The sequence below is a fragment of the Pseudomonas sp. S31 genome (assembly GCF_016648105.1).
GTDB lineage: Bacteria > Pseudomonadota > Gammaproteobacteria > Pseudomonadales > Pseudomonadaceae > Aquipseudomonas.
The window spans coordinates 14,971-27,132 of record NZ_JACVVE010000032.1 but is presented as its reverse complement, the minus strand read 5'-3'; the positions used below and the strand labels follow the sequence as shown (position 1 = coordinate 27,132).

The window sequence follows — 12,162 nt, the reverse complement described above, 5'->3', positions numbered from 1 at the left end:
ATATCCGCCCCCCTACACCACCCAAGCCAAACCGAAAAAAGCCATAAGAATATTCTTTCTTATTCTTTTTTAACCAACCGCAAATCCTCTATAACACTCCCAACTGTACAGCCGCCAACACCCGGCCAACTGTCCGCAGCGCAACACTCGGTCAACACCCAACGCCCACCTGGCAACACCGGTTGCACCATAAAAAGGATGCAACCTGTTGATCCAAAAGAAAATCCAATCACGGCACGACGATTGCTCAAGCAAAGTCCCCACTCATCAAGAACCGGAGACCTGCCCATGAGCATCCCATTGATCGTCGTCGCCTTGCCCGGCGCCCACCACGCGCTGCGCAAGAGCGCCTGAGGAGCGGCCATGAATGCACCTGTAACCGCCACCCGCCGCCCCGCACTGAGCATCGCCCGAGGCCTCGCCGCGCAATTCGCGCAAACCGCTGTCGAGCGCGACGAGCGCGGTGGCACGCCGAAGGCCGAGCGCGATGCCCTGCGTGACAGCGGCCTGCTGTCGCTGGTCATCCCGCAGGCATTCGGGGGCCAAGGCGCCAGCTGGCACGACACCTTCGAAGTCGTTCGCGAATTCGCCCGGGTGGACAGCTCGCTGGCCCACGTGTTCGGCTTCCACCACCTGATGCTGGCCACCGTGCGCCTGTTCGCCAGGCCCGACCAGTGGCAACCCTGGTTCGAGCAGACCGCGCGCAAGCAGTGGTTCTGGGGCAATGCGCTGAACCCGCTGGACACCCGTACCCAGGTCAAGCACTTCGATGGCTGGTGTGAGTTCTCGGGCAAGAAGAGCTTCTGCTCCGGTGCCAGCGACTCGGAAATGCTGATCGCCTCGGCAGTGGACGAGCGCGCCGGCGGCAAGTTGCTGATCGCGGCGATCCCCAGCGGGCGCACCGGCATCACCCTGCACAGCGACTGGAACAACATCGGCCAGCGCCAGACCGACAGTGGCAGCGCCACCTTCGAGCGGGTGCGGGTCGAGCATAACGAACTGCTGCTCGATCCCGGCCCGCTGAGCACGCCGTTCGCCGCGCTGCGCCCGCTGATCGCCCAGTTGCACTTCAGCAACCTGTTCCTCGGTATCGCCGAGGGCGCCTTCAACGAGGCCCGCCAGTACACCCTCAAGGAAAGCCGCCCATGGTACCGCTCCGGCGCCGCAACGCCCGAGCAGGACCCCTACATCCTGCGGCACTACGGCGAGTTCTGGGTGGGCCTGGAGAGCATGCGCCTGTTGATCGAGCGCGCTGCGCGCCAGCTCGACGCCGCCTGGGCCAAGGAACAGGCCTTGAGCGCCGAGGAACGTGGCGACCTGGCGCTGGCCATCGGCACCGCCAAAGTCGCGGCGACCCGCCACGGCCTGGATATCTGCAACCGCCTGTTCGAGGTCACTGGCGCCCGCGCCACCCATGCATCGCTGCGCTTCGACCGGCACTGGCGCAACCTGCGCACGCAAACCCTGCACGACCCGGTGGACTACCGCATCCACGAGCTCGGCGAGTGGGCGCTCAGCGGCCAGCGCCCGGCACCGTCCTTCTATTCCTGAGGTTCCCCATGCAGCTGCTGACCCTTCCCCCGTCACCGACACTGGCTACCTCGATCAGGGCGACCGCACAGGTCTTCGAAGACCCCAGGTCGCAGGCGCTGCTCGCCCATTTGCAACAGGTCGCCCCCAGCGAGGCCAGCGTCCTGATCATCGGCGAAACCGGCACGGGCAAGGAGCTGGTCGCACGCCATATCCACAACCTCAGCGGCCGGCGCAACGGGCCCTTCGTCGCGGTCAACTGCGGCGCGTTTTCCGAATCGCTGGTCGAGGCCGAGCTGTTCGGCCATGAGAAAGGCGCCTTCACCGGCGCCTTGGCGGCCAAGGCGGGCTGGTTCGAGGAGGCCAACGGCGGCACGCTGTTCCTCGACGAAATCGGCGACCTGCCCTTGCCGATCCAAGTCAAGCTGCTGCGCGTGCTGCAGGAGCGCGAGGTGGTGCGCCTGGGCTCACGCAAGAGCATCCCGATCAACGTGCGGGTGCTGGCCGCCACCAACGTGCAACTGGAAAAGGCCATCAATGCCGGGCATTTCCGCGAAGACCTGTACTACCGCCTGAACGTCGTGACCTTGCAGTTGCACCCGTTGCGCGAACGCCCCGGCGACATCCTGCCATTGGCCCGGCACTTCATCCGCAGCTACAGCGAGCGCCTGGGCTACGGCCCGGTGGAGCTGAGCGCCAAGGCCCAGGCCAAGCTGGTCGACTATGCCTGGCCTGGCAACATCCGCGAGCTGGAGAACGTCATCCATCACAGCCTGCTGACCTGCGGCGACGGGGTGATCCAGGCGCAAGACCTGCGCCTGTCCCACCTGCGCCTGGAGCGCCAGGACGAAGCGCCCGCCGGCAATGCCATCGACGACTTGCTGCAACAAGCGTTCAGCCGGTTGTACGAGGAGCAGCCTGGCGACTTGTACGAGAAAGTGGAGCATGCGCTGCTGCGTTCGGCGTACCACTTCTGCCATTACAACCAGGTGCACACCGCGCAGTTGCTGGGGCTTTCACGCAACGTCACGCGGACCCGGCTGATCGCCATCGGCGAGCTGGTGGTGAACAAGCGGCGGGCGCAGGAGCCGGCTTCGCTGGACAATCGCGTGGTGCGGTTGTCGATCTGATGCTGTGGGTCTGTTTTTGGGGTTCGCCGTGGGTGACGTGGCGGCGCTCGATCTCAGCGTCGCCGCCTATCCCAAGACAACCGCCCTCAATTTCAACCATGCACCCAACGACGGTGCAACCCCCGCGCCAGGGCGTCGAGCATGAAGCCCAGCACACCGATCAACAGCACCATCGCCATCAGTTCCGAATAGGCCAGGCGGTCGCGGGTATCGAGGATGAAATAGCCCAGCCCGGCACTGACACCCAGCATCTCGCACGGCACCAGCACGATCCACAGAATGCCGATGGCCAGACGCACGCCGGTCAGCACATGGCCAATCACGCCGGGGATGATCACCTTGCACAGGGTTTCCCAGCGCGTGGCACTAAGGCTGCGGCTCAGCTGCAGCCAGCGCGGATCGAGTTGGCGCACCCCGGCAGCGGTGTTGAGCAGGATGGGCCACAGCGCGGCGAAGGCCAGCAGGAAATAGATCGGCTGGTCGCCCACACCCATCAGCATCACCACCACCGGCATCCACGACAGCGGCGAAATCATCCGCAAAAACTGGAACGCCGGCGTGGTGGCAGCTTCCAGGTGCCGGTAGCTGCCGACCAGCAAGCCCAGCGGCACACCGATCAACAGCGCCAGCAGCAGGCCGACGAGGATGCGCTTGAGGCTCACCCAGATGTGCCCATAGACCTCGCCCTGCCCCAGCAACTCGACCAGACTGGCCAAGGTCGCCTGAGGCGCGAAGCGTGCCGACAGGCCATCGGCCTCGCCAAACAAACGCACCCCGGCCCACCACAACAGCAACAACCCCAGCAGGCCGGCCAAACCCAGACCGGCGTGTACGACGTGCTTGCGCATCAGACCCCGAACTCCTCGCTACGCTCGAAGTTGTCGGCGATGCCGAATACCGACGGCCCACCGACTGCGGCGATGGCATTGCGCACGAAGCGGTCGTCTACCAGGTCGCGGGCGGCATGCGCCGGGTCCAGCTCGGCGAGAAACGCCTTGTCGCCTTCGATCAGGGTGTTCTTCAGGCGCTTGACCAGCTCCTCGGTGTAGCTGGGGAACGGGTAAGGCTGGAAGTCGATACGCTTTTCATCCCATTGCTGGTGCACGATGGCACCGCTGGCGATGTAGCTGGCGCGGTCCTCGGCAGCTGGCGCGAGGACCTTGGTCAGCACCGCGGGCTCGTGCGGGGTGTACTTGTTGGGGCCGGCCTTGGACAACAGTGCGGCAGCCTCGGCACGGTGGTCGCGGGTCCACTGCTGGGCCTTGACGATGGCATTGACCACCTTCTGCGACCACTCCGGGCGGTTGTTCAGGTCGTGCTCGTGCATGAACACCACACAGCAGGCGTGGTTGCGCCAGACATCACCGGTGAAGCGTTGCACGCGGCCGACCTTGAGGTTCTCGGCCAGGGCATTGAACGGTTCGGCGACGATGTAGCCGGCGATACGCTTGCTGGCCAGGGCCGGCGGCATGTCCGAAGGCGGCAGCACCAGCAGGTTGACCTCGTTGGCCGCCAGCTGCGCGTTGGCGGGTTTCGACACCGGGGTCAGGCCGTTGTCGTCGAGCATCTGTTGCAATACCACGTTGTGGATCGAATACCAGAACGGGATGGCCACGGTCTTGCCACCGAGCTGCTTCATCTCGGTGATGTCGGGAGCCACGGTCAGGCCCGAACCGCCGACGTGGTTCCAGGCCACCACCTTGGCCGGCACCTTGCTGCCGTAACGTGCCCATACGGTCATCGGCGACAACAGGTGAATCACGTTGACCTGCCCGGAAATGAACGCTTCGATCACTTGCGCCCAACTGCGCAACAACACCGGGCGCTCGGCCTTGATGCCTTCGGCCTCGAACAGGCCGTTGTTGTGCGCCACCAGTAATGGCGTGGCGTCGGTGATCGGCAGGTAGCCGATGCGCACCGGCGCGTCCGGCTCGGCGGCCGCCCGCGCCTGCAGGCTCGACAGCAATGGCAAGGCGCCGGCGGCGGTGAGCATGGCGCTGAGCTTGAGGAAGTCGCGACGCGAAGAAGAGGAACAGCAGTCATCCATGCACATGGACAGGCTCCGAAGGCAACGGGGAAGGTGAAGGGTCGGCTGTGCGGCTTGCCCGCCGAAGGGTTTTGAGAATCTCGATGCGCAGCGCGCCCAGTTCCTCGACCCGCTGCGCACGCGGTTGCGGCAGGTCGATGGGCCACTGGCCGAGCACCTGCGCTGGGTGGTTGCCCAGTAGCAGGACGCGATCGGACAGCAGCAGGGCTTCGTCGATGTCGTGGGTGATCAGTACCGCCGCGGTGTTGTGGGTGGCGATCAACTGCAGCAGCAATTGCTGCATGTCGGCGCGGGTCACTTCGTCCAGCGCGCCGAAGGGTTCGTCGAGCAGCAACACCTCTGGCTGGCGAGCCAGGCAGCGCGCCAGCGCCGTGCGCTGGGCCATGCCGCCGGACAGCTGCGCCGGGTACTGGTTGCGCGCATGGGCCAGGCCCACGGCCTCGATCGCATGGTCGATGCGCGCACGCCGCTCGGCGGCGGCGAGCTTGGGCTGGCGGGCGAAGTCGAGGCCGAAGGCGACGTTCTTTTCCAGGCTCAGCCAAGGCAACAGGCTGGGGTCCTGGAAGGCTACCGCAAGGCGCGGATGCGGGCCCTGCAACGGCTCGCCGTGCAAGGTCACGCGGCCCCCACGCGGCGCCTGCAGGCCGGCCAGCACCCGCAACAGGCTCGACTTGCCGACGCCACTGGGGCCGAGGATGGTCACCACCTCGCCCGGCGCCAGTTGCAGGTCGAACCGCGCCAGCACCTCCTGCCAGCCGCCATCGCGCGGGTAGCCCAGGCTGATCTCGCACGCCTCGAGCAACACCTGGCTCATGCGCCAGCCGCCTGGCGATGCAGCTCGGCCCGCAGTTGCACCAGGCTCGGCGTGACGATCGGCACGAAGGCCGACTCGCGCCAGCGACGCGCGAAGCCTTCGCCGAAGGCATTGAGGTAGGCCTTGCCACCGCTGGCCTGCAATTCCAGTTGTACGGCATCGGCAGCGCTCTCGGCGAGGGTGATGCGCAACTTGAACAACGCCGCCGGCTGGCTTTGGAAGCGCCCTTCCAACAAGCCGTGCATGAGTTCGGCCACGGTATTGTCAAGGCGATCCTTGAGTACCTGGCGATGCTCCTCCAGGAATGACAGACGCCCGTGCAGGTGCTCGTGCACCTCGTCCAGCGAACGCCGGGCCAGGCCGATGGCCATGCCGCATTGCAGTGCCAGGAACGCCGGGCGTACCTGGGGCAGGAATTCCCGGGCATTTTCGTGCAACAGCCAGTCGCGCCCCAGTTCCACCTGATGGAAGGCCAGCGCTGCGGTATTGGTCGATTGCAAGCCCATCAGTTCAAGGTCGTCGGAGCGTTCCAGGCCGTGGCTGGTGGAGGGAATGGCCAGCACGAAGGGCGAGCCCCCGGCGTCATCTTCGATGGCCGCTGCCACCACGAAGCCGCACTTGCGCAGGTTGGTCACCCAGTGCAGGCGGCCTTCCAGCGTCCAGCCTGCGGCATCCGGACGGCCACGTACCTGCAGCGCCTCGATCCCGGAAAGGAACTTCATGGCATTGGACAAGCCGGTGGCTCCCGCCAGCTCACCCGTCAGCAGGCCCGGCAGCAGACGCTCGCGCAGCGCGTGGTTGGGGCTTTGCAGCAGGTACTCGATGAAGGCACGCTGCCCCCAGCAGACGAAGGCCGCGGCAAGTGAACGGTTGGCGATGGCGGCAATGGCCTCGACCGCGTCGGTGATCTCACCGCCGCTGCCGCCCTGAGCCGGGTCGACCCCGACTCGCAGCAACTGTGACTCGGCGATTTGCGCCAGGACCTGGTGCGGGTCGCACTGGCCCTGGTCGATTGCCTCGGCATTGGCATCCAGCCATTGTCGAAATGCAGCATCAAGCATGTCCCTACTCCTTTGAAAACGCCGGCCGGGCCGGCACCGAGGCTGGTTACGCGTCAGGCTGCCAGCGGTACTTGCTCAGTTCGTCGTTGAGTGGCGTCTGGGCGAACACATTAGCAAAGTTGCACAAGGTTGCGAGGCTCACGCCCAGAATCACTTCCAGGGCGTTGCCCTCGCTGAAACCGGCCTCGCGAAACGCCTGGTAGGTAGCCTCGCTGACATTGCCACGGGTGGCGATGACTTCACGGGCGAACTCGGCCAGGGTTTCGTAGCGGGCATCCGGCAGCTCGCCACGGGCGCGCAGGGCATCGACCACCTCGACCGGCAGCTTGGCCTTGTTCAGCGCCACGGCGGTATGGCCGGCCACGCAGAAGTCGCAGCCGTGCTGGGTTGCGGCGATCAGTTGGACCACTTCGCGCTCGGCCAGGGTCAGCTCGGACTTGCCGTTGAGTGCCGACACGGTCACGTAGGTTTCCAGCGCCGCAGGTGCGTTGGCCAGGACCCCCAGCAGGTTGGGAATGAAGCCTGAATTCTTCTTCGCGTTCTCGAGGAAAGGACGGGCTGCTTCCGGGGCGCTCTGCAGGGTGTGTAAAGTAATGCGCGAGGACATGGAGTAGTCTCCTTGATGTGTGTCTGTACAGTCTGTTGGTTATAAGAATTACCCTCCATATTCATCAGTCGCCTTTCCTTGCTCCTGAGTCTTTGCATTAGATGATTTCATCCAGCCATCTCGTCGATTGGTTATTAGAAGGCCTCGAACTCGATGCCAGCCTGTTCCATGTCGGCCGCTACTGCGGCGGCTGGCATGCCAGCACCCAGGGCATGGGCCGGGCCAGTTTCCATCTGGTGGTGCAGGGACAATGCTGGTTGCACCTCGATGGGCGGGCCGAGCCCGTGTCTCTTGTGGCCGGGGATGCGGTATTCCTGCTGCGCGACCTGGGGTATCGGCTTTCCAGCGAGCAGGACCTGGGCGACGCCTGCGCCCGACCGCGCCAGGCCATGCAGCCGCTGGAACCGGACGCGACAGATGGCGTGGGTCTGGTGTGTGGGTTCTTTGACTTTCGCCCCGGGTTGTCGTCACTGATCGTCGAGGGGCTGGCCGATTGGATTCTGCTGCGCGCCGACGAGCCAGCCGGACATGCGGCACGGGCGTTGTTCGGGCTGATCCTGGAGGAATGCGAACGCGCACCGGCTCCGTCGCAAGCGCTACTGGAGCGGCTGACGCATCTGTTGTTCTTGTACGCGTTGCGCCAACAGGTACATACCGGGCAGCCACTGGGCGGGCTGGTCGCCCTCGCCCGCCAGCCCGCCTTCGCCGGGTTGCTGGAACAGTTGATCGAGCAGCCCGGGCAGGCCTGGACGCTCGAGAGCATGGCAGCCTGTACGGGGTTGTCGCGCTCGGCATTCTTCAAGCGCTTCAATGAGCTGGCCGGGCAGTCGCCGGGGCAGGTGCTGCTGGCACTGCGCATGCGCCATGCCTGCCAGTTGTTGCGGGCGGGCAATACCGTGGAGCAGGTTGGCGCGCAGGTGGGGTATCAGTCGGTGGCGGCGTTCACCCGGGCGTTTGCCAAGGTGGTCGGGGTGCAGCCGGGGGCGTATCGGCGCCAGCATGAGGGGCGTTGACCCGTTCCGGCCTTAAACCTGGCTTACGGGAATATCCCCGCCGCCCTTGGCCTCCCGCCGCTCGCTCATCCACTCATTGACTTGCTGCCCGAACGCCGCCGGCGCCTTGCGCCCGAACCGCCGCGCCAGGTCCAGAATGGTCTGCTGCGCCAGGGCCTCTTCCATTCGCTTCTGCGCCCCCAGCATCACCGCATGAATGGCACAGGTACCCTCGGTCGCCCAGCCGGGCGGCGAGCCTTCGAACAAGCTGCAGCGCTCGCGGATCTCGCGGCAGTCGAAGATCTTCTTCGGTCCGTCGATGGCGTTGACGATATCCAGCACGGTAATTTCGTCCGACGGCCGCGCCAGGCGAAAACCGCCGCGCACGCCTTCGGTGGCCACCACCAGCCTGGCCCGGGCGAGCTTGGTGAACACCTTGGCCAGGTACTCCTGGGGCACACCCTGCAACGCCGCCAGGTCACGCACGCTGGACTCGCGGGTGTCTCCGCGCTCGTCCACCAGGTACAGCAGGCAATGGATGCCATATTCAACGCCAGCACTGTACAGCGACATATCAATCTCCGACCAAATCTGTCGCAAATATTACGCTCAACCATAGGGATTGGCAAAGCACGCCATAACCACTCGTCGGCGTCGCTACCTTGTTTGATGCCCTTTGCGGCCTCTGCACAAGCGGTTCCCAACGATTCCTGCAAGCGCCCTGTCGACCCTCGTCTACGAAAAACGCTTGCCGCCAATAACTACGACAATTACAGTCGTAGTTATTCGGGCAGCACGACAGCGTCGCTCGAAGTCCATAATTCCCCCTCATGAACCTTGCGGAGCATCTTCATGAAATCGAACATCCTGATCATCGGTGCCGGCTTTGCCGGTGTATGGAGCGCCCTGAGCGCCGCTCGCCTGCTCGACCAGGCCCAGCGCGACGACCTGAGCATCACCGTCCTGGCGCCACAGCCTGAGCTGCGCATCCGCCCGCGCTTCTACGAAGCCGACGTGCACGGCATGAAGGCGCCTTTGGCCGAGCTGTTCGAAGCCGTGGGCGTGCGCTTCATCGCAGGCAATGCCGAGGCCATCGACAGCCAGGCACGCAGCGTCAGCTATACCGATGCCAACGGCCAGGCCCAACGTATCGGCTACGACCGCCTGATCCTCGCTGCCGGCAGCCAAGTGGCGCGGCCAGCGGTACCGGGCTTGGCCGAGCATGCCTTCGATGTCGACCAGATGGAGTCGGCCATGCGCCTGGAACAGCATCTGGTCGGCCTCGCCGCCCTACCCGCCACGCCAGCGCGCAATACGGTGGTGGTCTGCGGCGGTGGCTTCACCGGGATCGAAACCGCCACTGAAATGCCCGCTCGCCTGCGTGCCATCCTCGGCGCCGACACGCCGGTACGGGTGGTAGTGGTCGACCGTGGCGCTCAGGTAGGCGCGGCGCTGGGCGCGGGGATCACGCCGTCGATCGTCGCCGCCTGCGAACAGGCTGGCGTCGAGTGGCTGGCCGCAGCCTCGGTGGTAGCAGTCGATGCCGACGGCGTGACCCTGGACAACGGCGAACACATCGCCAGCAACACGGTGATCTGGACCGTGGGCGTCAAGGCCAGCCCGCTGACCGCGCAAGTGGCCGGCGAACGTGACAACTTCGGTAGGCTCAAGGTCGACGGCCACCTGAAGGTGATTGGCCAGGACCACATCTTCGCCACTGGCGACACCGCCTGGGCCGCCGTCGACGATGCCGGCAACCACGCGCTGATGACCTGCCAGCACGCCATCCCCATGGGCCGCCACTGCGGTAACAACGCCATGGCCGATCTGCTCGGCGTGCAGCCGGTGCTGTACCGCCAACCCAAGTACGTCACCTGCCTGGACCTCGGCGAATGGGGCGCGGCGTTCAGCGAAGGCTGGGAGCGTGAGCTGAAACTGCATGGCCAGGAGGGCAAGGACCTCAAGCGCCAGATCAACTCGGTATGGATCTATCCTCCCGCCGCTGATCGCGACGTGGCACTGGCGGCAGCGGATCCGCTGATCGCGATCGTTTGATAGGAAATGTCTGTCAGGTCCGTCCTAAAACTGACGGATCTGTCTAGACATGTCGTTACTGTGAATGACTGGTCACGGCTGCTGGCCATATGTCATCATTCCAAAGAAAACCTACCGAGGGTAAGGCAACCACTCAATCCGCAGCGCATCGAGAGCCTGGCTTCACTCCGGTGATCCCGGCCTTCGTCCATGCTCTTGACGCCTGCACGTCATCGCCAAGGAGCATTCGATGTACTTAAGGAACATGAAGATCGGCACGCGCGCAGCCAGTGTGTTTGCCTTGTTGGGGGTATTGGTCCTGGGCATGGGCCTGACCGCGTTGTACGAAACCCGGCAGATGGACAAAGCCACCGACGAGATCCGCATCACCTGGATACCCGCCGTGGTGGCCCTCAGTGAAATCAGCACCGATCTCGGTCGCGCCCGCGCCGTTACCCTGCGTGCGGCACTGGACAACGACTCACGCGAGCGCACCCGCAACCTTGAGATGCTCAAGGGCATCACCCAGCGCCTGACAACCAGCCTGAAAAGCTACGACAGCACTATCATCGCAGCCGACGACCGGGCCCTCTTCAACACCTTCACGGCGGCCCACCAGCAGTACGTCGGCCTGCAGGCCCAGGTGTTGCAGGACATCGCCGCCAACCGCATGGCCGAAGCCGAGCAGCAGATCAGCGGCCCGCTCAGCCAGTATGCTGACAACATGATGAAAGCCATGGCCGCGTTGATCGACTACAACGGCAAGGGCGCCGAGCAGGCGTCGCAACGCAGCAGCAATGTGGCTGACGAAGCATTCGAAGTGTTGATAGGCGCGCTGCTGGTGATTGTGCTGGCCCTCGTCGCCATCGCCACCCTGCTCACCCGCAGCATCGTCCGACCGTTGGCCGAAGCCGTGGCCGTGGCCGAGCGCGTGGCCACCGGCGACCTGACCCGCGACATCCAGGTGGTAGGCCGCGATGAGCCTGCCTTGCTGCTACGCGCCCTGGGCCGCATGCAGACGAACCTGCGCGAAACCATCCGCAAGATCGCCGCCTCCTCCGACCAGCTGGCCTCCGCCTCGGAAGAGCTGCACACCGTCACCGAGGACACCAGCCGCGGCCTGCATCAGCAGAGCGCAGAAATCGACCAGGCCGCCACGGCCGTGAACCAGATGACCGCAGCCGTCGAGGAAGTGGCCAACAATGCCGTGAGCACCGCCGATGCCTCGCAAGGCGCCGACCACAGCACCCGCGATGGCCGCGACCAGGTCAACCAGGCCCTGGCATCGATCCAGCAACTGGTCGAGGACGTGACCGGTACCTCTGCCGAGATCGAACAGCTGGCCAGCAACGCCAGCGAGATCAGCCGGGTGCTGGATGTGATCGGGGCGATTGCCGGGCAGACCAACCTGCTGGCGCTCAATGCCGCGATCGAGGCGGCGCGTGCCGGTGAAGCGGGCCGTGGTTTCGCCGTGGTAGCCGACGAGGTGCGCGCCCTCGCCCACCGGACCCAGCAATCGACCGCCGAGATCGAGCAGATGATCGCCGGCATCCAGAACGGCACCGAGCGTGCCGTAACCGCCATGCACAGCAGCCAGGGGCGTGCGACCGGTACCCTGGAAGTGGCGCAGGGGGCTGGGCAGGCGTTGGAAGTGATTGCCGAGGCGATCGCCTCGATCAACCAGCGCAACCTGGTGATCGCCAGTGCCTCGGAAGAGCAGGCGCAGGTGGCGCGAGAGGTGGATCGTAACCTGGTGAATATCCGCGACCTGGCGATGCAGACATCAGCGGGGGCGAACCAGACCAGTGCGGCGGCGCAGGATTTGTCGCGGTTGGCGGTGGATTTGAACGGCATGGTGGCGCAGTTCAAGGTTTGAACTTGTGAACAGCGGGGCCGCTTTGCGGCCCTTCGCGGCACAAGGCCGCTCCTACAAGGTACCGCGCACAT

At 65.1% G+C, this 12,162-nt stretch carries 12 protein-coding genes; 5 read left to right on the top strand and 7 right to left on the bottom strand.

The window, feature by feature from the left end; translation table 11 throughout:
- Positions 1-59: 59 nt before the first annotated feature.
- Positions 60-365: a hypothetical protein gene (locus IAE37_RS21195; RefSeq protein ID WP_201176644.1), complete on the bottom strand. Its 306-nt coding sequence runs from the start codon at positions 363-365 to the stop codon at positions 60-62.
- Between IAE37_RS21195 and IAE37_RS21190 the strand changes: the two genes are divergently transcribed.
- Both IAE37_RS21190 and IAE37_RS21185 read left to right on the top strand, forming a co-directional pair.
- Positions 364-1,551 (top strand): acyl-CoA dehydrogenase family protein, encoded by a 1,188-nt coding sequence (locus tag IAE37_RS21190; RefSeq protein ID WP_201176643.1) that lies wholly within the window; start codon positions 364-366, stop codon positions 1,549-1,551. The genes IAE37_RS21195 and IAE37_RS21190 overlap by 2 nt on opposite strands.
- 8 nt (positions 1,552-1,559) lie before the next feature.
- Positions 1,560-2,660 carry a sigma-54 interaction domain-containing protein gene (locus IAE37_RS21185; RefSeq protein ID WP_201176642.1) on the top strand — a complete coding sequence of 367 codons (1,101 nt, stop codon included), beginning with the start codon at positions 1,560-1,562 and terminating at the stop codon, positions 2,658-2,660.
- 92 nt (positions 2,661-2,752) lie between these two features.
- Here the strand turns inward: IAE37_RS21185 and IAE37_RS21180 are convergent, their stop codons facing one another.
- Genes IAE37_RS21180 through IAE37_RS21160 form a run of 5 tightly spaced genes read right to left on the bottom strand, consistent with a single transcriptional unit; the run spans position 2,753 to position 7,189 of the window.
- Positions 2,753-3,508, bottom strand: a complete 756-nt coding sequence (locus tag IAE37_RS21180; protein WP_201176641.1) for an ABC transporter permease — start codon at positions 3,506-3,508, stop codon at positions 2,753-2,755.
- The gene (locus IAE37_RS21175) at positions 3,508-4,713 is read right to left on the bottom strand and encodes an ABC transporter substrate-binding protein (protein ID WP_201176640.1); all 1,206 of its coding nucleotides are present in this window, start codon (positions 4,711-4,713) and stop codon (positions 3,508-3,510) included. Before IAE37_RS21175 ends, IAE37_RS21180 begins: the two co-directional genes overlap by 1 nt.
- Positions 4,700-5,521 (bottom strand): ABC transporter ATP-binding protein, encoded by an 822-nt coding sequence (locus IAE37_RS21170; protein WP_201176639.1) that lies wholly within the window; start codon positions 5,519-5,521, stop codon positions 4,700-4,702. Before IAE37_RS21170 ends, IAE37_RS21175 begins: the two co-directional genes overlap by 14 nt.
- A complete protein-coding gene (locus tag IAE37_RS21165) occupies positions 5,518-6,582 on the bottom strand; it encodes an acyl-CoA dehydrogenase family protein (RefSeq protein ID WP_201176638.1) in 1,065 nt (354 codons plus the stop codon). The genes IAE37_RS21170 and IAE37_RS21165 overlap by 4 nt, the downstream gene beginning before the upstream one ends.
- A 46-nt stretch (positions 6,583-6,628) precedes the next feature.
- Positions 6,629-7,189: a carboxymuconolactone decarboxylase family protein gene (locus IAE37_RS21160; protein WP_201176637.1), complete on the bottom strand. Its 561-nt coding sequence runs from the start codon at positions 7,187-7,189 to the stop codon at positions 6,629-6,631.
- 101 nt (positions 7,190-7,290) lie between these two features.
- On the opposite strand from IAE37_RS21160, the gene IAE37_RS21155 reads away from it, so the two are divergent.
- Positions 7,291-8,202 carry an AraC family transcriptional regulator gene (locus IAE37_RS21155; RefSeq protein WP_201176635.1) on the top strand — a complete coding sequence of 304 codons (912 nt, stop codon included), beginning with the start codon at positions 7,291-7,293 and terminating at the stop codon, positions 8,200-8,202.
- 12 nt (positions 8,203-8,214) lie between these two features.
- Here the strand turns inward: IAE37_RS21155 and IAE37_RS21150 are convergent, their stop codons facing one another.
- Positions 8,215-8,754: an RrF2 family transcriptional regulator gene (locus tag IAE37_RS21150; RefSeq protein ID WP_201176633.1), complete on the bottom strand. Its 540-nt coding sequence runs from the start codon at positions 8,752-8,754 to the stop codon at positions 8,215-8,217.
- Positions 8,755-9,033: 279 nt separating this feature from the next.
- Between IAE37_RS21150 and IAE37_RS21145 the strand changes: the two genes are divergently transcribed.
- Complete coding sequence (locus IAE37_RS21145) at positions 9,034-10,236, top strand: NAD(P)/FAD-dependent oxidoreductase (RefSeq protein WP_201176632.1); 1,203 nt, start codon at positions 9,034-9,036, stop codon at positions 10,234-10,236.
- Between the two features lie 229 nt (positions 10,237-10,465).
- A complete protein-coding gene (locus IAE37_RS21140; protein ID WP_201176630.1) occupies positions 10,466-12,091 on the top strand; it encodes a methyl-accepting chemotaxis protein in 1,626 nt (541 codons plus the stop codon).
- The last annotated feature ends 71 nt before the right edge of the window (positions 12,092-12,162 follow it).

Excerpts from the sequence above, each read along its gene's own strand:
- IAE37_RS21185 (WP_201176642.1), top strand. The coding sequence starts at position 1,560 with ATGCAGCTGCTGACCCTTCCCCCGTCACCGACACTGGCTACCTCGATC.
- IAE37_RS21150 (WP_201176633.1), bottom strand. The coding sequence starts at position 8,754 with ATGTCGCTGTACAGTGCTGGCGTTGAATATGGCATCCATTGCCTGCTG.
- IAE37_RS21175 (WP_201176640.1), bottom strand. The coding sequence starts at position 4,713 with ATGTGCATGGATGACTGCTGTTCCTCTTCTTCGCGTCGCGACTTCCTC.
- IAE37_RS21160 (WP_201176637.1), bottom strand. The coding sequence starts at position 7,189 with ATGTCCTCGCGCATTACTTTACACACCCTGCAGAGCGCCCCGGAAGCA.
- IAE37_RS21140 (WP_201176630.1), top strand. The coding sequence starts at position 10,466 with ATGTACTTAAGGAACATGAAGATCGGCACGCGCGCAGCCAGTGTGTTT.
- IAE37_RS21145 (WP_201176632.1), top strand. The coding sequence starts at position 9,034 with ATGAAATCGAACATCCTGATCATCGGTGCCGGCTTTGCCGGTGTATGG.
- IAE37_RS21165 (WP_201176638.1), bottom strand. The coding sequence starts at position 6,582 with ATGCTTGATGCTGCATTTCGACAATGGCTGGATGCCAATGCCGAGGCA.
- IAE37_RS21190 (WP_201176643.1), top strand. The coding sequence starts at position 364 with ATGAATGCACCTGTAACCGCCACCCGCCGCCCCGCACTGAGCATCGCC.
- IAE37_RS21170 (WP_201176639.1), bottom strand. The coding sequence starts at position 5,521 with ATGAGCCAGGTGTTGCTCGAGGCGTGCGAGATCAGCCTGGGCTACCCG.
- IAE37_RS21195 (WP_201176644.1), bottom strand. The coding sequence starts at position 365 with ATGGCCGCTCCTCAGGCGCTCTTGCGCAGCGCGTGGTGGGCGCCGGGC.
- IAE37_RS21180 (WP_201176641.1), bottom strand. The coding sequence starts at position 3,508 with ATGCGCAAGCACGTCGTACACGCCGGTCTGGGTTTGGCCGGCCTGCTG.
- IAE37_RS21155 (WP_201176635.1), top strand. The coding sequence starts at position 7,291 with ATGATTTCATCCAGCCATCTCGTCGATTGGTTATTAGAAGGCCTCGAA.